Genomic DNA, 22,212 nt, shown 5'->3' on the forward strand with positions numbered 1-22,212 from the left:
GCAGGATGGCAAGGCGGCCGATCTGCGGCAATTTATGGGAGGGTAGATACGCGATGGCATGTCATGCGACTGAAGGTCATAGAGGGCGGGCTCAGTACCGCCAGGGAACGGGACGACGGAGCGGAGAGCGGCTGGCCAAACCGTGAGGATGTCCGGCGCGAGGCCAAGCGACGCCTTGGCGCCAGCGGCTATCACCGGTCGCGCGCCATGGAACATGCGGCAGGCGTGCCGATGCCATCTTCGCTCAGATATCTTGCCATGCAGATCGAATTTGCCGCCGAGGCAATCTGCCGTCTCGATCGTATTCCGGCCGATTTCCATTCGGATCTCTACTGGCCGAAACTGGATGACGTCACAACAGGCTGACCGGGTTTGCGACGACTGTTCGATTTGCGTGAACGACGGGCCCGACGCGGCGCCTTCACGACAGATCCATGGATTTTTCCCACTGCTGGCGCATGACGTTCATCTCCGTGCGTTTCTGCGCCATTTCGCTGACGATGGCGCGAAGGTTCGGGTGGCGCGACATGAACATGTTGAAGTCGCGCCGCTCCAGAACCTCGAACTGGCAGAAATCGACGGCGATGACATCGGCTGTGCGGCGTCCGCCGCTGAGCAGCGCCATTTCGCCGAAGAAGGCACCGGGCTCTAGCCGTACCGCGCCGCTTGCCAGGCGCACCTCGACCGCGCCGGAGGAGATGAAATACATGCTGTCGCCGCGGTCGCCGCGGCGGATGACGCGCTCGCCGGGCGAGGCGAGTTTGGGGTTGAACAGCAGGAGCAGTTCCTCAAGCGCATCCTCGCCGACTTCGGAAAAAAGCGGGAAGGTTTCGACCAGCTGCTGGATGCGCAGATGGTGCTGGCGCGCGCGCTCCTCGCCGAGCGCCCTGATCTTTTCCAGCTCGCCTGCCAGAACGTTCTGGTTCTTCCGGCCGTAACTTTCGTAGACGCGCGGCCACGTTACCTTGATGTAGCGGTTCAGCTTCTCCGCCGCGAAGATGACGAGCGGGTTCAGCGTGATGGAAAGGATTGCGGCGGCGAGGATCAGATCCTGTCCTTCATGCGGCAACAGCCCGAGCGAAACGCCGAGGCCGGCAAGGATGAAGGAGAATTCGCCGATCTGGGCAAGACCGCCGGCCGCCGTCAGGCCCATGCCGATCGGATAGCGCAGCAGCGTGACGATGCTAAAGGAAATGATCGCCTTACCGAGGATGATCAGCGCCAGCGCGCCGATGATGTCGAGAGGCTGACGCACGATAATCGACGGGTCGAACAGCATGCCGACCGAGACGAAGAACAATACCGAGAAGGCATTCTGCAGCGGCAGGGAATCGGCCGCCGCGCGATGGCTAAGATGGGATTCGCTCATGACGACGCCGGCAAAGAAGGCGCCGAGCGCGAAGGAAACGCCGAAAATTGCCGCCGAGCCGAAGGCAATGCCGAGCGCGATGGCGAGCACGGCGAGGGTGAAGAGCTCGCGCGAGCCGGTGCGGGCAATCAAGGTCAGAAGCCAGGGCACGATGCGGGGGCCGAGGAAGATCGCCATGGCCGTGAAGGCTGCGACCTTCAGCAAGGTGAGAGCGATGGTGGCCGCAAGCGGCAGGTCGAGGCCATGCGAGGCAGCATCGCTCGCATGGCCGCCCAGAAGCTCGGCAAGGGCCGGCAGCAGCACGAGCGCCAGAACCATGGCGAGATCCTCGACGATAAGCCAGCCGACGGCGACACGTCCGCCTGCAGTATTGACGAGGTTGCGCTCTTCCAGCGCTTTCAGGAGCACGACAGTGCTGGCGACCGAAAGGCTGAGGCCGAAGACGATGCCGGCGCCGAGGCTCCAGCCCCAGAGTTCGCCGAGGCCGACGCCGAGCAGGGTGGCCAGCAGGATCTGGGCGATGGCGCCCGGCACGGCGATGCCGCGCACGGCCAACAGGTCGGATGCGGAGAAGTGCAGGCCGACGCCGAACATCAGCAGGATCACGCCCATTTCGGCGAGCTGGCTCGCAAGCTCCGTGTCGGCGACAAAGCCCGGCGTGAACGGTCCCATGAGAATGCCGGCGAAGAGATAGCCGACCAGCGGCGGCAACCGCAGCCTGTCGGCGCAGTAGCCAAGAACCACCGCAAAGACGAAGCTTATGGCTACCGTCGCGATTAAACCCGCTTCCTGATGCATCAGCCCTCTCAAAATGCCTGGAGGCCGGCACTTTAGGATGAAGCGCCGCCAAATTTAAAGAGTTGATTTGAAAGGATCGGGCTTAAACCGCCGGCTTTTTTGGCGGAACCACTAGTCTCCTGTGTCGTTGCCCATACATCACAAGGAGAAGAGATATGCGAAAGATCATCATCAATTGTGCAATCGCTGCCCTTGCCCTGGCTCGGCTCCAGTACCTGCAATGGCAGACAGCGTAACGGTGACGCGCGAGCGTTCCTATGACGGCTACGACCGTTACGACCATGACCGGGTGCGCCCCGGCATTACCATCAGTGATCGTGGCGTTACGTTTGGTGCGGTGCGCGAACGTGACCGCTGGCACGATCGGGACCGTGAGCGATGCGTCACCCGGAGCGTGACCCGCCAGACCGACGAAGGCGCCGTCACACAAACGGTCCGCCGTTGCAATTAAAGATCGGACCGAAGGCCCGGCATTCCGCTGCGGACTTCGGCCTTGGCCGCCAAGGTTCATGCCCTCGCCCTTCGGGGCGCGGGTGCAAGCTCAAATCCAATCATTTCAGGGATATTTGGTGCCCCATGCCGGGGTCGAACCAGCACTTCTTTCGAAACTCGATTTTGAGTCGAGCGCGTCTACCAATTCCGCCAATGGGGCAGCGAAATACGAGGCGGCTGTCTAACATGCGTTCGCCCGCGCGTGCAAGACGGCGGGCGAAGTTTCGCTCTTGCGAAAGCTGCCTTTAGTGGGCGACCGCTTCGCTCGGGCCGGTGAGGCCGGACTTCTTCAACGTGATGGCCAGGATCGACGCCAGCAGGCAGAAGGCGCCGGCGACGAAGAAGGCGGGCAGGTAGCTTTCCAGCGCCGTGCGGGACAGGCCGGCGCCATAGGCGGCGGTGGCGGCGCCAAGCTGGTGGCCGGCGAAGACCCAGCCGAAGACGAGACCGGCCTTTTCGCGGCCGAAACGGTCGGCGGCGATCTTGACGGTCGGCGGCACGGTGGCGATCCAGTCGAGGCCGTAGAAGACGGCAAAGATCGAGAGGCCATAGAAAGAGAAATCGCTGAACGGCAGGAAGAGCAGCGAGAGACCGCGCAGGCCATAATACCAGAAGAGCAGCCAGCGATTGTCGAAGCGGTCGGAGAGCCAGCCGGAGCCGATCGTGCCGAAGAAGTCGAAAATACCCATGACGGCAAGAACGCTGGCGGCTGCGACCGGCATGATGCCGAAATCGCCGCAGAGCGTGACGAAATGCGTCTGGATGAGACCGTTGGTGCTGAGCCCGCAGATGAAGAAGGTGGCAAACAGGATCCAGAAGGTCGACGTCGTTGAAATTTCGCGGAGAACCGTGATCGGCGTTGCGAGCGCTGCGCCGAGCGTGCCGCGGGAAGGGGCCGGCGTCACCTGGGTTTCGCCGACCGAGGGCAGGTTCACGTCCGAGGGGCGGTCACGCATGAAGAGCAGCACCATAAGCGCCGCGGCCATGATCATGGCGCAGACGAAGAAGACCGTGGCGCGCCAGCCGTAGCGCTCGGTCAGCTCCGCCATCAGCGGCAGGAAGACGAGCTGGCCGGTTGCCGAACTTGCCGAGAGCATGCCGACGACGAGACCGCGATGCTTGACGAACCAGCGTGTGGACACCGTGGCTGCCAGCACCATGGCCGTCAGGCCGGTGCCGAAGCCGACGACGATGCCCCAGAGCGCCAGGAGATGCCAGAGCTTGGTCATGAAGAGCGAGCCGACGAAGCCCGCGCCGATCAGGGCCAACGCAAAGACGATGACCTTGCGGACGCCGAAATAGTTCATGAAGGCGGCCGCAAAGGGTCCCATCAGGCCGAAGAGGATCAGGCGAATGGCGAGCGCGGAGGAAATCTGGGAGGTTTCCCAGCCGAATTCGTCCTGCAACGGTTTGATAAGCACGCCCGGCGCGCCCATGGCGCCGGCAGTTACCAGCATGGTCAGGAAGGTGGCGGCGACGACGACCCATCCGTAGTGGATGTTTCGCCGGGCAAGGGATGATGCAAGGACTGCAGAGACCATGGGCAAATTCCGTTTGAGACGTGGGGACCATACAGGACCGTTTTACATGACGGCCATCATATTTGTTGCGTATTGATGATGGACATCATATAATTTGTCAAGCGACCATTTCCGGAGACGAAAAATGCGGGTCAGCCGCGAGAAATTTGCAGAAAACCGCGAAAAGATCCTGACGGCGGCCAGTGTGCTTTTTCGCGAAAACGGGTTCGACGGTGTCGGCGTGGCCGATATCATGAAGGCCGCAGGCCTTACGCATGGCGGCTTTTACGGCCATTTCGAATCGAAGGACGATCTTGCGCTCGAGGTCAGCCGCAAGCTGATCGAGCGTGTGGAAGAGCGCTGGCGCGAACTGATCGCCGGTGCGCCGGGCCGGCCGCTTCAGGCGCTGCTCGATCATTACATCCATTGGCGTACTGTCGACGACCCGGGGAGAAGCTGCGTCTTCGCCTCGCTTATCCAGGAAGTCAGCCGCAGCGAAGGTGCGGTTCGGGCGACCTTCAGCGAGGGATTGTCGACGCTGGTCGATGTGCTGGAGGAGGTTGTACCGGGTGCGACGCAAGAAGAGCGTCGCGCCAATGCGACGACGACGCTTTCATCGATGATGGGCGCCGTCATTCTTGCCCGCGCGGTCGAGGATCGGGCGCTCGCCGAGCAGTTTCTCGTCACGATGCGCCGCAAGCTCGATCCGACGCAGCAATCCTGAAGCAATCGCGCAATTGCCGGAATGGCTTTAATCGCGGAAGGCGATCAGGGCATGACCTTCGACGATTTCGGTAAAAGTGCCGTCCGGTGACAAGGCGGCGAGTTCGCTGCGGAATGCCGCTTCGAATTCTTCCGTCCTGTCGCCCAGCGCCTGTGGAGACGTGACCGACATGGAGAAGGTGCGGCCGACAATATCCTCCGTCCCGATGACCCGTTCGTTGACGATGCCGATGCGTTCGAGATTGCGGAAGGGGGAGCGCAGCAGGACCGTTTCATGCGGGCCGAATTCCGGCGCACGACGCAGCTGGCGCTCGGCGCTTTTTTCCGGCGAATAGGTCTGCGAGAGCTGCTGCAGCGCATCGCGCCAATCCGGTGTTGCGGCAATATGCCTGTCGGAGAAGAGAACGACAGCGCCGCCCGGAGCGATGATCTCGTCGAGTGCCGCAAGCGTTGCCGGGCGATCCATCCAGTGGAAGGAGCGGCCCATGACGGCAAGCTTCAACGGCGCCAGATCCGGACCGAGATCGTAGGAGGAACCCTGGACGAGGCTGATGCTGACGCCGGCTGCGGCGGCATTCTCACGGGCGGCATCCAGCATTTCCGGCTCGGGATCGATTCCGGTGACGTCAGCGCCGGCCAGACGCGCGAAGGCGACGGCGAGCGGTCCCGGCCCGCAGCCGAGATCGAGCACGCGGTCGCCGGACCTCAGCCCGGTTCGTTCGGTGACGCGTTCGATCAGCCTGTCCGGATAAGGGATACGATAGCGACTATAATAGGCAGCGGTGGTGCGGAAGCGACGAGCTTCGAAGGGAACGATGGTCATGCGGACGGCCCTCTGTTTGCCGCAAGCGCTAAGGCCTAAGTGTGACCGGCTCGTGATGGTTTTTCGGCTTGTGTTCGGGACGCCTCGAAGGAGGCCACGTTTTCGGCCACCCAGCGCCAGAGCGGCACGATATGCTTCAACAGGCCGCGACCGGCGGAGGCAATTCATATCCATCGATATTGGCACTTCCGGGCAGGGCATGCGCAGTGCCTGCCCGTCATGGAAGCGGAATGTGCCTCCCTCCGGCGATGCGGAGGGAGGGAGGGCGCACGGGTTTATTTGAAGCCGGCGACGTTGTGCGGGATGTATGGGGCTTCGAGTGCCGCGATATCCTCGGCGCTCAGCTTTACCGTCAGCGCACCGACGGCATCCGTCAGATGCTGCGGCTTGGACGCGCCGATGATCGGGGCGGTGACGGCGCTCTTCTGCAGGATCCAGGCGGTTGCGACCTGGGCGCGCGAGACCCCGTGAGCCCTGGCGATCTCGGCGACCTTCTCGACGATCTTGCGGTCGGCGTCTTCGGCCTGCTTGTAGAGCGTCTTGCCGAATTCGTCGGTCTCGCTGCGATTGGTCTTCTCGTCCCAGTCGCGGGTCAGGCGGCCGCGGGCAAGCGGGCTCCAGGGGATGACGGCGATCTTCTGGTCCTCGCAGAGCGGCAGCATTTCCCGCTCTTCCTCGCGGTAGAGCAGGTTGAGGTGATCCTGCATGCTGACGAATTCCGTCCAGCCATGGAGGCGGGAGGTGTAGAGCGCCCTGGCGAATTGCCAGGAATACATGGAAGAGGCGCCGATATAGCGAGCCTTGCCCGCCTTGACCACGTCATGGAGGGCTTCCAGCGTTTCCTCGATCGGCGTCGTGTAGTCCCAGCGGTGGATCTGGTAGAGATCGACATAGTCGGTGCCGAGACGGCGCAGGCTGTTGTCGATCTCGTCGAAGATTGCCTTGCGCGACAGGCCGGCGCCGTTCGGGCCGGGGCGCATGCGGTTGAACACCTTGGTGGCGAGCACGATGTCCTCGCGTTTGGCGAAATCCTTGATGGCGCGGCCGACGATTTCCTCCGACGACCCGTTGGAGTAGGTGTTGGCCGTATCCAGGAAATTGATGCCGAGATCGATCGCCTGCTTGAGCAGGGCGCGGCTTTCCTCTTCCGGCAGGCTCCAGGCGTGATTTCCGCGGTTCGGATCGCCATAGGTCATGCAGCCGAGGCAGATCTTCGAGACTTCGAGACCGGTCTTCCCGAGTTTCACATATTCCATGAAAGTGCTCCGTGATGAATTTCAGCGACTCCCCAGGCGCATGCGCATGATGTAGCGCAGAAATCGCCGAAGTCTCAGCAAGCCTAGCGGAGAATGTGTTCTGCAGTTAGCGCAATAATACGTGATGGGCGGGCGCAATGTCGCCCTATCCTTGCGGATTACACCGCTTGCGTGCGCGGCCGGTGAGGTGTTAGCTGGTGCAGCATTTACCGGATCAATGCCCATGAACCTGCCGCCCGGCGATCGATATGACGCGCTCTACCGCGATTTCTCCTGGCAGATCCCCGAGGATTTCAATATCGGCCGCGCCGTCAGCGACGATTGGGCCGCGCGTGATCCGGATCGCGTCTGCCTCGAACATTTCAGTCCTGACGGCCACCATTTGTCCTTGACCTATGGCGAGCTTGCCGGTCGCTCCTCCGCCTTCGCCAATGCGCTTTCGGCGCTTGGCATCGGCAGAGGAGATCGTGTGGCGCTGCTTCTGCCGCAATCCTTCGAGACGGTCATTTCGCATGTGGCAATCTACAAGATGGGCGCGATCGCGCTGCCGCTTGCGCTGCTTTTTGGGGTCGAGGCGCTGGAATACCGGCTGAAGGCTGCGGGTGCGACAGCCGTCGTCACCAACGGCTTCGGGCTTGAGCGCATCAGCCAGATCCGCGATCGCCTGCCCGACGTCCGGCATGTCATCAGTATCGAAGGGGCCTCGGCCGGTATACTCGGCTTTGCCGACCTGGTTTCGGCCCATCCGCCCGTCTTCGATATTGCGCAATCGGGGCCGGACGAGCCGGCGCTGATGATCTTCACGTCGGGCACGACGGGGCCGCCGAAAGGCGCGCTGCACGGCCATCGGGTCTTGGCCGGCCATATTCCCGGCATGCAATTTGCCCACGAAGGCTTTCCGCAGGCCGGCGACAGGATGTGGACACCGTCGGACTGGGCGTGGGCCGGCGGCCTGCTCAACGCTCTGCTGCCGAGCCTGCTGCTCGGCGTGCCTGTCGTGTCATCGCCGGCACAGAAGTTCGATGCCGACATGGCCTATCGCATCATGGCCGAAATGAGGGTGCGCAATGCCTTCATCCCGCCAACGGCGCTGCGGCTTCTGAAATCCGTCGAGGATCCGCGCTCGAAATATGATCTCGTGCTGCGCACCATCGGTTCGGCAGGTGAATCGCTGGGGCGGGAGACCTATGAATGGGTGCGCCGGACCCTCGGCATTACCGTCAATGAATTTTACGGGCAGACGGAGTGCAATTTCGTGCTGTCTTCGAGCGCCGCCTTCGGCGTGACGAAGGCCGGCGCGATCGGGCGCGCGTCGCCCGGCCACAGGGTGGCGATCGTCGACGATGAAGGCGAGGAGCTGCCGGTCGGCGCGCAGGGGCAGATCGCCATTGCCAGCCCCGATCCGGTGATGTTCCTCGGTTACTGGAACGATCCCGAAGCGACGGAGCGGAAATATGCCAGGGGCTGGCTGCTGACTGGCGATATTGGCTGGCAGGATGCTGAGGGCTACATCACGTTCGCGGGCCGCGACGACGACGTCATCACCTCATCGGGATACCGCATCGGCCCGGCGGAGATCGAAGACTGCCTGCTCGGCCATCCGGCCGTCCAGCTCGCCGCTGCCGTCGGCAAACCCGATCCGCTCAGAACCGAAATCGTCAAGGCCTATATCGTGCTTGCGCCGGGCCATGCCGCCGGCGCGGAGCTTGCCGCAGAAATCAGGGACTGGGTGAAAACGCGGCTTTCGATGCACGAATATCCGCGCGAGGTGGAATTCGTCGATGCCCTGCCGCTGACGACAACGGGCAAGGTCATTCGCCGCTTGCTGCGAGAGAAGGCTGCGGCCGAGATCTAGCCGCGGCCGGCGAGCGACATGATCTTCTCGCGCAGCATCTTCGCCATGTTGCGGGTGCTGCGGTACATGTGCAGCTGGGCGGCGACCTGGCGCATGTCGCGGTCGCCATTCTGGGTAAGACCGATCACCAGCGTGCCCATTTCCTCGCGCTCCTGCCAGAAGCGGCTCATGATCGGATGATCGGAGACTGCGCAGGAATCCGAGCGCACGACGTTGGCATCGTCGAGATGCCATTCGGTCAGTTCGCTCATCAGGAGCTTGCCGGGCGAATAGCGGGAATAGCTTTCGTCATAGGCGGTCTTCCAGGTATAGGCTTCGCCTCCCATCATCAGCACAACCACGGCGGCGATCGCCTTGCCGTTGATGTCGATCGTATGGATGCGCACCGCATCGATTTCCGCCAGATTGGACACGGCCTCGCGGGCGAAGGCGGTGTGGTAGCGGTCGGTCACCAGTGCGCTGCGGCGTTTGCCCTTCCAGCCGCCGGCTTCCAGCGCCAGGAATTCCTCGAAGCGCATATGGATTTCACGCGGCTGGCGGGCGACGGTGTGGACGACGTTGCCGAGTTCTTCGAGAAGCCGCCACTGGCGGCGCATTTCGCGCAGGTGCGAGGACGATACGGTGCGGCCGAGATAGACCATGGCGTCGTCATCGCTCTGCAGCATCGGCCGCTCATAGGGATTGGCGACGGTCAGCGGCAGGTTGCGGCTCAGCGCCACCGCCTTTGCCATGCGCACGAAGATGCCGTTCAGCCGCACGTCCGGAAGGACCAGGGTGCCCGGCAGGCCGAGATCCTGAGTGACAAGACCTTCGAAGAGATTGTCCAGCGTCTCCGCCGCATCCTCGGCATCGACCAGGGGAGTGCCCAGCGGACCGAAGCTGTTTGCCCAGCCGCGGATGATTGACGGGCCGACGGCAAAGCCGGGCTTGTCGACCGAGAAGGGCATGAGCAGGCGCATGCGGCTGCGCTTCTCGTTGTGGTCTCTGATGATGGCGAAATTGACCTGCCGGTCTTCCAGCCGCGGCATGGCCGGCGCCAGGAAACGGCCGCTGAAGAAGACGTTCGGCTCCATCGCGCGATTGGAGAGGAAGTCCAGTTCTTCCTGCAGATCGTAACCCAGCCTGCCGGGATACAGGCAGAGCTCACGACCCGGCCGGCCGATTTCGATCCGTGCCTCAGCCTGCGGCGCTTCGAACTTGAGCGCGGCAAGATCGTGAACCATGCGGTTCGCGTTGCTGTCGGTGCTCTCGGTGATGGGTGGTACACGTACCATCTATCGGGCTCTCATGTCTGGCGTTGCGGCGGAAGGGGTTGCGAAGGCGAACAGCGTGAAGCCGAGGGCTCGACGCACGAAGACATGCAGCAGGAGCGCTTCCACGGCCATGGCGGAGGCCGTGGCGATCGCCGTTCCGACGATGCCGTAGTGCGGGATCAAGAGGAGATTGAGGCCGACATTGGCGGCGAGCGCGCCGGCATAGAGGGCCACGCAGAGATTCTGCTGGCCTGCCATCATCAGCAGCGTCTCGGCGGGGCCGACCAGCGCCTTGGCAAGGATACCGGCCAGCAGGATCGCCATCAGCACATAACCGGCCGTAAAGGCGCCGCCGAAGAGCGACAGCAGCAGATGGCCGGCAGCCAGCACCGCAAGACCGGCACCAAGCGCGGGCCAGAACGTCCAGCGGGCGGCATCGATGGCCGCAATCTCAAGATCGCTCCGGTTCCCCTCGGCGATGATCGAGGAAAAACGCGGACCTGCCGCGGCTTTCACCGAGAAATTGATGAAATGGACCAGCGCCATGGTCTTGGCGGCTGCGAAATAGATCGCGACGTCATGCGGCTCCAGGAAGATGCCGACGACGACGACATCGGAATTGGTCAGCAGGAAGCTCACGCCCTCGATGAGGAAGATCGGGAAGGCGACGCCAAGCCATTCCAGGAAATCCACCTTGCGGGGACCGGCATCATAATGCTTGCGCATCCGATAAAGCGTGGCGGCATATTGGCCGAGCGCGGTGACGAAGGTCGCCGCGAGTGCTGCCTGCATGGCGGTGACGGCCGTATGCGGCGCGCCGAAGAAGATGGCGGCCAGCATGAAGAGGATGATGAGGACCGGCCTGACGATATAGACCGGGCTCAGCGCCATGACGGGCCAGTGATTGGCTCGCGAGGTGCCCTCGAGAATGTCGCCGAGGGCGATCATCGGCATGGCCATGAGACCGAGGAAGATCGGCACCAGATAATAGTTCTCGATCCTGTCGCCGAAGAAATGCAGACCGAGCATGCCGGCAATGAGAACGGTCGTGCCCGAGAGCATGGCAAAGACGCGCGCCGTCCCCGTCAGGCCGCGGATTTCGGCAAAGGCGCCGGCCGCGCGATATTGCGGCAGGAAGCGGACGATGGCGGTGTGGAAACCGAGGCAGGACAGATCGCCGCAGAGGACGACCAGCACCCACACGAAGACGAAGATGCCGTATTCGTATTCACCCATCAGCCGGGCGAGCACGATCTGCGACAGGAAGGCGAGGGCTGCGCTCAGGATGCGGATCGAAAAGGCGATCAGCGCCATGCGCTGGGCGGCGGCCTTGTCACCCCGTTCGGTGAGAACAGCGCCCGCCATGCGCAACGCCCGGCCGGCGATCGGCCGCAGCCCCGCGGGCAGCATCTTTTCCGCTGTTTCTATGACCGCCATTCTGAACACGCAAAACTCTAGGGGCAGGGCATTCGCACGGCCAAGTCTTGCCAGATCAGCGTTAAGAAAGGGTATGCCCAATCAGGCGGTATCGGCTGCTGCGCTGATCCATAATTGGGCGGAAATTACCCAGGACAATGGCGCCCGAAGGCGCCATTGTCAGACCTGTTCGAACGCACCGTGGCAGTGCTTGTATTTCTTGCCCGAGCCGCAGGGGCAGGCCTCGTTGCGGCCGACCTTGCCCCAGGTCGATGGATCGTTGGGGTTGCGGTTTTCCGGCGGGACAGCGACTTCAAGCGCCTGATAGGTCGTGTTGGTGAATTCGTCCTCACCCGTCATCGGGTCCAGATGATGCGCCTGCATGACCGGCGGTTCCGGCTGCGGCGGGGCCTGCTGGACAAGTTCCACACGCATCAGCTGTGCGGTGACGGCCTGACGCAGGTTGTTGAGCAGCGACTGGAAGAGCTCGAAGGCTTCCGACTTGTATTCCTGCAGCGGATCGCGCTGGGCGTAGCCGCGGAAACCGATGACGGAGCGCAGATGGTCGAGGTTGACGATGTGCTCGCGCCAGAGATGGTCGAGCGTCTGCATGACGACCTGGCGCTCGACATAGTGCATGATATCGGGACCGAAGCGCTCGACCTTCTCGTTGAAGGCGGCGTTGGCGGCTTCCATCAGGCGTTCGCGGATATCGTCTTCGCCGATACCTTCTTCCTTTACCCAGTCCTCGATCGGCAGGTCGAGGTTGAGGATGTTGGCAGCCTGCGTCTTCAGGCCAGCGGCATCCCACTGTTCGGCATAGGCCCGTTCCGGGATGTGGGTCGCGACCAGATCGTCCACCACTTCGCGACGCATGTCGGACACGGTCTCGGAAATGTTCGGCGCTTCCATCATCTCGACGCGCTGTTCGAAGATGACCTTGCGCTGGTCGTTCAGAACGTCGTCATATTTCAGGAGATTCTTGCGGATGTCGAAGTTGCGGGCTTCGACCTTCTTCTGGGCGCGTTCCAGAGCCTTGTTGATCCAGGGATGGACGATCGCCTCGCCTTCCTTGAGACCGAGTTTCTGAAGCATGCCGTCCATGCGGTCGGAGCCGAAAATGCGCATCAGGTCGTCCTGAAGCGACAGGTAGAATTTCGAGCGGCCGGGGTCGCCCTGACGGCCGGAACGACCACGCAGCTGATTGTCGATACGGCGGCTTTCATGGCGCTCGGTTGCAATGACGTAAAGACCGCCGGCGGCAAGCGCCTTTTCCTTGAGCTGCTTGATCTCGTCGCGGATCGCCTCGATCCTGGCGTCACGCTCGGGACCCGGTTCGACTTCGCCGAGTTCGCGCTCGACACGCATGTCGAGGTTGCCGCCGAGCTGGATGTCGGTACCGCGGCCGGCCATGTTGGTGGCGATCGTGACGGCACCCGGTACACCGGCCTGGGCGACGATATAGGCTTCCTGCTCATGGTAGCGGGCGTTCAGAACCTGGAAGTTCGAGAAGCCCTGCTTGCGCATCAGGTCGGCGAGGAATTCGGACTTTTCGATCGAGGTGGTGCCGACGAGCACCGGCTGGCCGCGCTTGTGGGCGTCCAGGATCTCGGTGATGATCGCCTTGTACTTCTCTTCGACCGTCCGGTAGACCTCGTCGTCTTCGTCGATACGCTTGATCGGCAGGTTGGTCGGAACCTCGATGACATCGAGATTGTAGATGTTGCCGAATTCTTCCGCTTCCGTCTGGGCCGTGCCGGTCATGCCGGCCAGCTTGTCGTACATGCGGAAATAGTTCTGGAAAGTGATCGAGGCCAGCGTCTGGTTTTCCGGCTGGATCTGCACTTTTTCCTTGGCTTCCAGCGCCTGGTGCTGGCCTTCCGAATAGCGGCGGCCCGGCATCATGCGGCCGGTGAATTCGTCGATGATGACGATTTCGCCATTGCGGACGATGTAGTCCTTGTCGCGCTGGAAGAGCTTGTGGGCCTTCAGCGCATTGTTGATGTGGTGAACGATCGCGACATTCTCGATGTCGTAGAGCGAGGCACCCTTCAGCAGGCCGGCCTGCTTCAGAAGGTTCTCCAGCTTCTCGGTTCCCACTTCGGAGAAGTTCGCCGAGCGCTGCTTTTCATCGATCTCGTAATCTTCCGGGGTCAGCAGCGGAATGAAGGTGTCGATCGTGTTGTAGAGATCGGAGCGGTCGTCGAGCGGACCGGAGATGATCAGCGGCGTGCGGGCTTCGTCGACGAGGATCGAGTCCACTTCGTCGACGATCGCGAAATTGTGGCCGCGCTGGACCATCTGGTTCTTCTCGTACTTCATGTTATCGCGCAGATAGTCGAAGCCGAGTTCGTTGTTGGTCGCGTAGGTGATGTCGCAATTGTAGGCGTCGCGGCGCTCTTCGTCGGACAGGCCGTGGACGATGACGCCCGTGGTCATGCCGAGGAAGCCGTAAAGACGGCCCATGGTGGCGGCGTCGCGCTGTGCGAGATAGTCGTTGACGGTGACGACGTGCACGCCCTTGCCGGAGAGCGCGTTCAGATAGACCGGCAGCGTGGCGACCAGCGTCTTGCCTTCACCGGTCTTCATCTCGGCGATGGCGTTGGAATGCAGGATCATGCCGCCGACGAGCTGTACGTCAAAAGGTCGCATGCCGAGCACGCGGCGGGAGGCTTCGCGAACGACCGCGAAGGCCGGGATCAGGATGTCGTCCAGCGTCTTGCCTTCCGCCAGAAGAGCGCGAAACTCCGCCGTCTTGGCGGCAAGCTGCTCGTCCGTCAGCGCCTTGGTCTTCTCTTCGATAGAGTTGATTGCGGCGACGTTCGGCTGGAAGGACCGCACGCGGCGATCGTTGGCTGAGCCAAATAACTTGCGGGCAATACCGCCAAAGCTGACCATATGACTGGTCCTTTCTGAATATTCTTCCCCGACGTTTCTTATTCGCTACCCAGCCGAAAAACAGGCGCACGCTTGAAAACGCCCGGAAACTGTTCTGGACGCGAGGTTGCGTGACAGATAAGAGGGGGGGCAAATGATGTCAACGGATTTGGCTGATATAGAAAGGCCACATTCCGGTGTTGAAGCCTGTTTTCGGGCTGGATTCACGAGAGCTGGAGCCGGCGGGTATAATTGTGAAGGGTTATTTGATGTTGAGCACCAACAAACTTGCTGCGCTGGCGTTTACGGCCTTCGTCGCCTTCCAGGCTCCGGCCTATGCCGACGATGCCGTTGTCGCCAAGGTCGGCAATCTGGAAATCCACCAGTCGGAACTCGATCTGGCGATCGCCAATCTCGACCCGCAGCTTGCGCAGCTTCCCGACGACCAGAAGAAGATCGCCGGACTCTCCGCCGCGATTAACGTGAAGCTCCTGGCCGCCGACGCCACCGCCGAGAAGCTCGACCAGACGGACGATTTCAAGAAGCGCATGCAGTACCTCGCCGACCGCGAGCTTCACAACGCCTACTTCAAGAAGCATGTCGTCGACACCGTGACCGATGCGGATGTGAAGGCCCGCTACGACAAGGAAGTCGCAGCTATTCCGAAGCAGGAAGAGGTCCACGCCCGCCACATCCTCGTCAAGACCGAGGACGAGGCCAAGGACGTCATCAAGCAGCTCGACGCCGGCAAGGATTTTGCCGAGCTTGCCAAGGAAAAGTCCACCGATCCGAACAAGGATGACGGCGGCGACCTCGGCTATTTCACGCGCGGCCGCATGGTCAAGGAATTCGAGGATGCCGCTTTCGCCCTCGAAAAGGGTACCTACTCCAAGACCCCTGTGAAGACCGACTTCGGCTATCACGTCATCAAGGTCGAGGACAAGCGCGACGCTCCGCCGCCGCCATTCGAGCAGGTGCAGGACCAGGTTCGTCAGCTCGTCATGCGCGACAAGTATTTTGCGCTGCTGAGCGAGGCGAAGTCCTCGGCCAAGGTCGAGATTGTGGACGAAACGCTGCGCAAGGGCTACGAAGACGCCAACAAGCAGGCCGAGCCGGGTGCCGAGCCCGCGCCGGCGCCGGCGCCGCAACAGTAATCACCAGCAATAAGGCCCGGTTCTTCCGGGCCATTCACTATCATCGTTTGTTATCGCATTTCCGGGACGGCGAACCGGTTGCCATTTCGCCTGGAAATGCTCATTGGCAGGTCGTTCCAGATGTCCGCTACCGTTTCTCCGCTTGCCCCGAAAACCTTCGCTTCGCTGCCGGCCCTACGCGGCGTGCGCATGGCGACCGCTTCCGCCGGCATCAAGTACAAGAACCGGACGGACGTGCTGATGATGGTCTTTGACGCGCCGGCCTCTGTCGCCGGCGTCTTCACCAAGTCGAAATGCCCCTCCGCGCCTGTCGATTTCTGCCGGGCCAACCTGCCGCACGGCACGGCGCGAGCGGTCGTCGTCAATTCCGGCAATGCCAATGCCTTCACCGGCATGAAGGGCCGCGCTGCGACCGAGCTTACGGCAAAGTCCGCTGCCGCCGCCGTCGGTTGCGCGGAAAACGAGATCTTTCTCGCATCGACCGGCGTCATCGGCGAGCCGCTCGACGCGACCAAATTTGCCGGTGTGCTCGACAAGATGCAGGCCGATGCGACCGGCGATTTCTGGTTCGAGGCCGCCAAGGCGATCATGACCACCGACACCTATCCGAAGGTTGCGACCCGCAGCGCCGAAATCGGCGGCGTCAAGGTGACGATCAACGGCATCGCCAAGGGGGCCGGCATGATCGCGCCCGACATGGCGACCATGCTCTCCTTCGTTGTCACGGATGCTGCAATCGACTCCCCCGTATTGCAGTCGCTCCTCTCCGCCGGCGTCGAGCCGAGCTTCAATTCCATGACCGTCGACAGCGATACGTCGACCTCCGATACGCTGATGCTGTTTGCGACGGGTGCTGCCTCATCCGACGGGCAGGCGCGCATCACGAGCGCGGACGACCCGCAGCTCGGTGCTTTCCGTTCGGCGCTCAACGAGCTTCTCAGGGATCTGGCAATCCAGGTCGCCCGCGACGGCGAGGGCGCCACGAAGATGCTCGAAATCACCGTGACCGGTGCCGAGAGCGATGCCGCTGCCAAGACGATTGCGCTTTCCATCGCCAATTCGCCGCTGGTCAAGACGGCCGCTGCCGGCGAGGACGCCAATTGGGGCCGTGTCGTCATGGCTGTCGGCAAGGCCGGGGAAATGGCCGACCGGGACCGGCTTGCCATCTGGTTCGGCGATGTGCGCGTTGCCGTTAACGGCGAGCGTGATCCCGGCTATTCCGAGGATGCGGCCTCTGCAGTCATGAAGAAGCAGGATATTCCCGTGAAGGTTGATCTTGGTCTCGGTTCCGGCAAGGCCACGGTCTGGACCTGCGACCTTACCAGGGAATATGTTGCGATCAATGGCGACTACCGGAGCTGACCGTTCGTTGATGCACGCATCCCTTCCGAAGCAGAACCTGCCGCTGGTCCGGCGGCTGGAGGCCGTGGGTTTTCGTGCCTGGCCGGCCGCGTCCGTGCAATATGACGGCAGCTGGCAGGTCCGCCTGACGGCGGGCCATCCCTCCAACCGGCTGAATTCCATCGTGCCTCTCGATCCCTCGGACCATCGCGATGTCGAGATCCGGCTGGAGAAGGCAAGCCGCAAGTTTGAGGCCTACGGCCGGCCCGCCGTGGTGCGTGAGACACCGCTTGCCTCGCCCGTTCTGATCGATCTGATCAAGGAACAGGGATGGAAACGTTTCGACGAGACGGCGGTGATGGTGTGTGACCTGTCGCAGGCCGATCTGCCCGACACGCTCGATCATCTTCCGACGCATGACGTCGGTCGTTTTGTCGATGCCAATCTCGCGGTCGACCAGGCGCCGGTATCACTGAAGCCGGCGCTTGCCGAAATCATTTCCGCGATCAAGCCGCCATCGGGGCTTTTCATGATTGACGATGCGGCGTACGGCCCGCTGGCGACGGTTCTTTGCGTGCAGGACAATGACCTTGCCGGTGTCATGTCGCTTTCGGTCGCAGGAAGTCATCGCCGCAAGGGGCTCGGCATCGAGATCCTGACTTCGGCGCTGCGTTGGGCGCGGATGCGCAGCGCCCGCACCGCCTGGCTGCAGGTGAAGCTTTCCAACGCGCCGGCGATCGCCCTTTACGAGCGTCTCGGTTTTCGCGATGCCTACCACTATTGCTACTGGCAGGAGTGCTGCGAATGAACGAAGCGGGAAGGAAGCTGCTTCTGGTCGCCGCCTGCGCGTTGATCGATACCGACGGGCGTATCCTTCTGGCACAGCGGCCGGAAGGAAAATCGCTTGCCGGCCTGTGGGAGTTTCCCGGCGGCAAGGTCGAGCCCGGCGAGACGCCCGAGGAAACGCTGGTGCGTGAACTGCACGAAGAACTCGGCATTACCACAAAGGTGCCCTGCCTTGCGCCGCTGACCTTCGCCAGCCACAGCTACGACACGTTCCACCTGCTGATGCCGCTTTATGTCTGCCGCCGCTACGAGGGCATTCCGCAGGGCCGTGAAGGCCAGGCGATCAAATGGGTACGCCCGCAGGCGCTGCGCGATTATCCGATGCCCCCGGCCGACGAACCGCTCATCCCGGTGCTGCAGGATTTACTTTAGCCCTTACTCAATATTAGCGCGAAACGTCCATTTCGCCTGTGGATATTAATCGATCATTTAGCACCTTCTGGCAATGATCGGCCTCACTCAAGCAACTGGCGTGTGTGTATTTAAGGGCTTGACGTCATGGACGACGATTTCTGGAAAGCTGTGCGCGAAAAGGAACGCGCTTCTTCGTCTGCCTCGCGCAGGACGGGGGCGTTGAATATTGCGCTTCTCTTCGGTACGGCCGTGGTGGCGCTCACCCTGATCCTGACGCCCATGCTGGCGGATTCCTCCAAGAAGAGCGTGCTCGCCAGCGCGCCGGCGGATTTCGACACGATCACCACCGGTTCGATCCCTAAAAGCGAGAACGGCAAGCGTTATACGATCCGCCGCAGCGTGCTCCAGGATACGCCCGGTTCCGTCTGCGTCGTTCAGGGCTACGGCGTCGGTGCCGGCTGTTGAGGAATGCAGGTTCCGTCGGCTGAAGACTCGTTATTTTCAAGGCTGTCTTGCGCGCAAAGGGTTGGGTTGATGAATTTGCTGAAGAGATTTCTGGCCGACAAGAGCGGTGCGACGGCGATCGAATATGGGCTGATCGCAGCACTGATGGCGGCGGCCCTTATCGGTGGGCTGGGTGTGTTCACCAACGGCCTGCGCGGCGTCTTCAACACCGTCGAGAACAACCTGACGATCAACTGATTTTCCTGCCGGCACCTACTGTTTGAGCTTCTGCTCCTCCACCTTGAGGGCGTCGGCAAGCCGTGCTTTGGCCGATCCCGGCTTCAGCGGCTGTTGCTGGCTTTCATGCGGCGCCCATCCCGACACGTAGATCACCGAAAATGTCGCCCGGATACGCCCGTCCGGGTCCGAATAGCGCTCGGCATAGATTTCGCCCGCCCGCAGGAAGAAGGCGCGCGTCAGCGGCTTGCGGCTGCGGGCGGCGAGCGGATTGCTCATGCCCATCGCTCTGAGGTCGCGCATCAGCGGAAAGATTGAATCATAGCGTACCGTGTAATTCTCCGCATCGATGACGGGGAGTGCGAAGCCGGCACGCTGCAGCAGGCCGCCGATATCGCGCACATCGGCGAAGGGAATGACGCGCGGGCTTGCGCCGCCGGTCATTTCTATCTCGGTCGCCAATAGCACCTCGCGCAATTCCTGCAGCGTGCCGCTGCCTGGAATGGCGGCCAGGAACAGGCCGTCCGGTTTCAATGCGCGGCGGATCTGGATGAAAACGCCGGGTGTATCGTTGGTCAGATGCAGGCTGAGCGGGGCAATCACCAGATTGGCCGATTGAGGCGACATCGGCACGTCTTCGAGCGGTGCTTCGAGGAAGGATTCGCCCGGCGCGACATAACGAAGGTCGCTTTCCACGCGGGTGAGGCTGCCGACCTTGCCGGTTGCGATCGCCGCACGGGCGGCCGCGCCGGTGGTGCCGTGCAGTTCCACCGCATGTTCGAAGGTCCGTTCGACAACGGCCAGGCGGTCTGCCAGTTCCTCGGCGGCGATGTCGAGCAGGAAGCCCGCTTTCGGGTCGTTGTTTACGAGCGCGCGCCGGCGGTTTGCGGCGATCTGCGCCTTGTCGAAGATAATATCCATGACGATGTCCATATTCCCCCGCCCGGCGGGCGGCAAGGCGATTTTCCTTTGACGGGCGGCGACCGAAAGCGCGTTGCTTTCAGTCTTTGTTTTTACCCATGCCGTCATCGCAAAACCGTTACCCGGTTTTGTGCGACATGCTTTATTCTGCCTGATATGGGGACGATCGAGACGAAAGGTGAGACAGGGCGGATACGGGCGCAGCTTCTGCGGCCTTTTTTCATGCTTGCCGATCTCGTCTATCCGCCATCCTGCGCGGCCTGCGGAGTTTCGACAGGCGGTCATCGCGGCCTTTGTGCCAGGTGCTGGTCCGAGGTCCGCTTCATCGAAAGGCCCTATTGCGAGGTGCTCGGCATTCCCTTTTCGCATGATCTCGGCCCCGGCATCCTGAGCGCAGAGGCGATCGCCAATCCGCCGCCCTTCGACCGGCTGCGGTCGGCAGCCACTCATGAGCATGCCGTTCGCACCCTCGTACACGGCCTCAAATATCGGGATCGCACCGATCTCGCGCCGATGATGGCCGGCTGGATGCTGCGCGCATCGGACGGCATGGTCGAGCGCTGCGATGCGGTCATTCCGGTTCCCCTCCACCGCACCCGCATGGTCTCGCGCAAATTCAACCAGGCCGCAGAACTTGGCCGGCATTTGGCGAGGCTTGCAGGCAAACCCCTGTTGCCCGCCACACTCCTGCGCGTGAAGCGCACCAGCCAGCAGGTCGGTCTTGGTGTGCGGGCACGCGAGGACAATGTCCGCGGCGCTTTTGCGGTTGCCGCGGGCAGGGAAAGCGACGTTTTCGGCAAACGCATCGTGCTGGTCGACGATGTCTATACGACGGGTGCCACGGTCGGTGCGGCAACGCGCGCGCTGCGCAAGGCGGGTGCTGCCGATATAACCGTTTTAACCTTTGCAAGGGCACTTGCAGAAACTATATGACAAAAAGAAAACAGCACTGTCTGGAGAGCTTCATGGTACCCGTTACCATCTATACCCGCCAATTCTGCGGCTATTGTGCACGCGCCAAATCTCTTCTTGAAGAGAAGGGCGTCGATTTTGTCGAGCATGACGCGACCTTCTCGCCGGAACTTCGCCAGGAAATGCTTGGCAAGTCGAACGGCCGCACCACTTTTCCGCAGATCTTCATCGGCAGCACGCATGTCGGCGGCTGCGACGATCTCTACGCGCTCGATCGGGCCGGCAAGCTCGATCCGCTGCTGGCAGCCTGAGGAAGAGCGATGAGCTTTACGGCCGCCGCCATCCAGATGTGTTCCGGTGTCGATCCGGAACGGAATGCCGCTTCGATGGCGCGCCTCGTGCGCGAGGCCGCAGCAAAGGGCGCAACTTACGTGCAGACGCCCGAAATGACCGGCATGTTGCAGCGTAACCGCGCCGCGGCAAAGGAAGTGCTGCGCGACGAGAGCAATGACATCATCGTCAGGACGGGCTCGGCGCTTGCCGCCGAACTCGGCATCTTCATGCATGTCGGCTCGACGGCGATTGCGCTCGACGACGGCAAGATGGCCAATCGCGGCTTCCTGTTCGGACCTGACGGCAAGATCCTGAATCGCTACGACAAGATCCACATGTTCGACGTGGATCTCGACAATGGCGAGAGCTGGCGCGAAAGCGCGGCCTACCGGCCGGGATCGGAGGCGCGCGTTCTGTCGCTGCCCTTCGCCGAGATGGGCTTCACCATCTGCTATGACGTGCGTTTCCCGCAGCTCTTTCGCGCACAGGCGGTGGCCGGTGCCGAAGTGATGACCGTTCCGGCGGCTTTTACGAAGCAGACCGGCGAGGCGCATTGGGAAATCCTGCTGCGGGCGCGCGCCATCGAAAACGGTGTCTTCGTCATCGCCGCCGCGCAGGCCGGCCTGCATGAGGACGGACGCGAGACGTTCGGCCATTCGATGATCGTCGATCCCTGGGGCAAGGTGCTGGCGTCAGCCGGCCCGACCGGGGAGGCCGTCGTTCTGGCCGAAATCGATCCGGCAGCCGTCAAGGCTGCACACGACAAGATTCCGAACCTTAAGAACGGTCGGGAGTTTTCCATCGAGAGGATTGCGGGGGGAATGTCAGGAGGCGTAGCAGCTTGATGCGTTATTCCCTTATTTGTGAGAATGCCCACGAATTCGAAGGCTGGTTTTCTGAAAGTGCCGATTTCGATCGCCAGGTCGCAAGCGGCTTTCTGACCTGCCCCGTCTGCAATTCCGGCTCCATCTCCAAATCGCTGATGGCGCCGTCCGTCGCGACCGCGCGCAAGAAGGATGAAATGCAGGCCGTCGCCATGGATACGGCCCGCCGCGAAGCCTTCCTGAGGCTCAAGCAAGCTGTTGCCGCGATCAAGGCGAATTCCGAAGATGTCGGCGCCCGTTTTCCCGAGGAAGCCCGCAAGATCCATTACGGTGAGGCGGATGCCCGCGGTATCATCGGCAAGGCAACGGCCGACGAAGCGCGGTCGCTGGTGGAAGAAGGCATAGAGATCGCCGCCCTGCCGATCCTGCCCGAAGACGTGAACTGATTGAAGGCTGCAGGCCCT

The 22,212-nt window shown here is 62.1% G+C and carries 21 protein-coding genes, 1 tRNA gene and 1 pseudogene; 14 read left to right on the plus strand and 9 right to left on the minus strand.

What is annotated here, in order from left to right; genetic code table 11:
* The first annotated feature begins 63 nt into the window (after positions 1–63).
* Complete coding sequence (locus tag ACFPWW_RS20805; RefSeq protein ID WP_377313105.1) at positions 64–366, plus strand: hypothetical protein; 303 nt, start codon at positions 64–66, stop codon at positions 364–366.
* Positions 367–421: 55 nt separating this feature from the next.
* Here the strand turns inward: ACFPWW_RS20805 and ACFPWW_RS20810 are convergent, their stop codons facing one another.
* A complete protein-coding gene (locus ACFPWW_RS20810) occupies positions 422–2,167 on the minus strand; it encodes a cation:proton antiporter (RefSeq protein WP_112571714.1) in 1,746 nt (581 codons plus the stop codon).
* Between the two features lie 155 nt (positions 2,168–2,322).
* Between ACFPWW_RS20810 and ACFPWW_RS20815 the strand changes: the two are divergent.
* A pseudogene (locus ACFPWW_RS20815) lies at positions 2,323–2,618 on the plus strand (hypothetical protein).
* Between the two features lie 116 nt (positions 2,619–2,734).
* Here the strand turns inward: ACFPWW_RS20815 and ACFPWW_RS20820 are convergent.
* Positions 2,735–2,819, minus strand: a tRNA-Leu gene (locus tag ACFPWW_RS20820).
* An 85-nt stretch (positions 2,820–2,904) separates the two neighbouring features.
* Positions 2,905–4,200: an MFS transporter gene (locus ACFPWW_RS20825; RefSeq protein WP_112571710.1), complete on the minus strand. Its 1,296-nt coding sequence runs from the start codon at positions 4,198–4,200 to the stop codon at positions 2,905–2,907.
* 124 nt (positions 4,201–4,324) lie between these two features.
* Between ACFPWW_RS20825 and ACFPWW_RS20830 the strand changes: the two genes are divergently transcribed.
* Positions 4,325–4,903 (plus strand): TetR/AcrR family transcriptional regulator, encoded by a 579-nt coding sequence (locus ACFPWW_RS20830; RefSeq protein ID WP_377313106.1) that lies wholly within the window; start codon positions 4,325–4,327, stop codon positions 4,901–4,903.
* Positions 4,904–4,930: 27 nt separating this feature from the next.
* Here the strand turns inward: ACFPWW_RS20830 and ACFPWW_RS20835 are convergent, their stop codons facing one another.
* On the minus strand, positions 4,931–5,725 hold the full coding sequence (locus ACFPWW_RS20835; RefSeq protein WP_377313107.1) for a class I SAM-dependent methyltransferase: 795 nt from the start codon (positions 5,723–5,725) through the stop codon (positions 4,931–4,933).
* 275 nt (positions 5,726–6,000) lie between these two features.
* On the minus strand, positions 6,001–6,981 hold the full coding sequence (locus tag ACFPWW_RS20840) for an aldo/keto reductase (protein ID WP_377313108.1): 981 nt from the start codon (positions 6,979–6,981) through the stop codon (positions 6,001–6,003).
* A 223-nt stretch (positions 6,982–7,204) separates the two neighbouring features.
* On the opposite strand from ACFPWW_RS20840, the gene ACFPWW_RS20845 reads away from it, so the two are divergent.
* Positions 7,205–8,836, plus strand: coding sequence for an AMP-binding protein (locus ACFPWW_RS20845; RefSeq protein WP_377313109.1), 1,632 nt, complete (start codon positions 7,205–7,207; stop codon positions 8,834–8,836).
* Here the strand turns inward: ACFPWW_RS20845 and ACFPWW_RS20850 are convergent.
* The 3 genes from ACFPWW_RS20850 to secA form a co-directional block, all read right to left on the minus strand.
* Positions 8,833–10,110: a GNAT family N-acetyltransferase gene (locus tag ACFPWW_RS20850; RefSeq protein ID WP_112705845.1), complete on the minus strand. Its 1,278-nt coding sequence runs from the start codon at positions 10,108–10,110 to the stop codon at positions 8,833–8,835. The genes ACFPWW_RS20845 and ACFPWW_RS20850 overlap by 4 nt on opposite strands.
* On the minus strand, positions 10,111–11,526 hold the full coding sequence (locus tag ACFPWW_RS20855) for an oligosaccharide flippase family protein (protein WP_377313110.1): 1,416 nt from the start codon (positions 11,524–11,526) through the stop codon (positions 10,111–10,113).
* Positions 11,527–11,685: 159 nt separating this feature from the next.
* The gene (secA, locus tag ACFPWW_RS20860; protein ID WP_112705847.1) at positions 11,686–14,403 is read right to left on the minus strand and encodes a preprotein translocase subunit SecA; all 2,718 of its coding nucleotides are present in this window, start codon (positions 14,401–14,403) and stop codon (positions 11,686–11,688) included.
* 248 nt (positions 14,404–14,651) lie between these two features.
* Between secA and ACFPWW_RS20865 the strand changes: the two genes are divergently transcribed.
* The 6 genes from ACFPWW_RS20865 (at position 14,652) to ACFPWW_RS20890 (ending at position 18,779) form a co-directional block, all read left to right on the plus strand.
* Positions 14,652–15,536 (plus strand): peptidylprolyl isomerase, encoded by an 885-nt coding sequence (locus tag ACFPWW_RS20865; protein ID WP_377313111.1) that lies wholly within the window; start codon positions 14,652–14,654, stop codon positions 15,534–15,536.
* Positions 15,537–15,656: 120 nt separating this feature from the next.
* Positions 15,657–16,898 (plus strand): bifunctional glutamate N-acetyltransferase/amino-acid acetyltransferase ArgJ, encoded by a 1,242-nt coding sequence (gene argJ / locus ACFPWW_RS20870; RefSeq protein WP_377313112.1) that lies wholly within the window; start codon positions 15,657–15,659, stop codon positions 16,896–16,898.
* Positions 16,879–17,685 carry a GNAT family N-acetyltransferase gene (locus tag ACFPWW_RS20875; protein ID WP_377313113.1) on the plus strand — a complete coding sequence of 269 codons (807 nt, stop codon included), beginning with the start codon at positions 16,879–16,881 and terminating at the stop codon, positions 17,683–17,685. Before argJ ends, ACFPWW_RS20875 begins: the two co-directional genes overlap by 20 nt.
* Complete coding sequence (gene mutT, locus ACFPWW_RS20880) at positions 17,682–18,095, plus strand: 8-oxo-dGTP diphosphatase MutT (RefSeq protein ID WP_112573425.1); 414 nt, start codon at positions 17,682–17,684, stop codon at positions 18,093–18,095. The genes ACFPWW_RS20875 and mutT overlap by 4 nt, the downstream gene beginning before the upstream one ends.
* Positions 18,096–18,221: 126 nt before the next feature.
* Complete coding sequence (locus tag ACFPWW_RS20885; protein WP_112573423.1) at positions 18,222–18,542, plus strand: hypothetical protein; 321 nt, start codon at positions 18,222–18,224, stop codon at positions 18,540–18,542.
* A 69-nt stretch (positions 18,543–18,611) separates the two neighbouring features.
* Positions 18,612–18,779 carry a Flp family type IVb pilin gene (locus ACFPWW_RS20890; protein ID WP_112573421.1) on the plus strand — a complete coding sequence of 56 codons (168 nt, stop codon included), beginning with the start codon at positions 18,612–18,614 and terminating at the stop codon, positions 18,777–18,779.
* 15 nt (positions 18,780–18,794) lie between these two features.
* On the opposite strand, the gene ACFPWW_RS20895 is transcribed toward ACFPWW_RS20890, so the two are convergent.
* The gene (locus ACFPWW_RS20895) at positions 18,795–19,679 is read right to left on the minus strand and encodes a methyltransferase domain-containing protein (RefSeq protein WP_112705861.1); all 885 of its coding nucleotides are present in this window, start codon (positions 19,677–19,679) and stop codon (positions 18,795–18,797) included.
* A 156-nt stretch (positions 19,680–19,835) separates the two neighbouring features.
* Between ACFPWW_RS20895 and ACFPWW_RS20900 the strand changes: the two genes are divergently transcribed.
* Genes ACFPWW_RS20900 through ACFPWW_RS20915 form a run of 4 tightly spaced genes read left to right on the plus strand, consistent with a single transcriptional unit; the run spans position 19,836 to position 22,194 of the window.
* Positions 19,836–20,612, plus strand: coding sequence for a ComF family protein (locus tag ACFPWW_RS20900; RefSeq protein ID WP_377313114.1), 777 nt, complete (start codon positions 19,836–19,838; stop codon positions 20,610–20,612).
* Positions 20,613–20,644: 32 nt separating this feature from the next.
* On the plus strand, positions 20,645–20,902 hold the full coding sequence (gene grxC, locus ACFPWW_RS20905; protein ID WP_112705850.1) for a glutaredoxin 3: 258 nt from the start codon (positions 20,645–20,647) through the stop codon (positions 20,900–20,902).
* Between the two features lie 9 nt (positions 20,903–20,911).
* The gene (locus tag ACFPWW_RS20910; RefSeq protein WP_112573415.1) at positions 20,912–21,769 is read left to right on the plus strand and encodes a carbon-nitrogen hydrolase family protein; all 858 of its coding nucleotides are present in this window, start codon (positions 20,912–20,914) and stop codon (positions 21,767–21,769) included.
* Entirely contained in the window at positions 21,766–22,194 is a 429-nt protein-coding gene (locus tag ACFPWW_RS20915) for a DUF1178 family protein (RefSeq protein WP_377313115.1), read from the plus strand. Before ACFPWW_RS20910 ends, ACFPWW_RS20915 begins: the two co-directional genes overlap by 4 nt.
* Positions 22,195–22,212: the final 18 nt, after the last annotated feature.

It is taken from the genome of Rhizobium sp. GCM10022189, assembly GCF_042656325.1.
GTDB lineage: Bacteria > Pseudomonadota > Alphaproteobacteria > Rhizobiales > Rhizobiaceae > Rhizobium.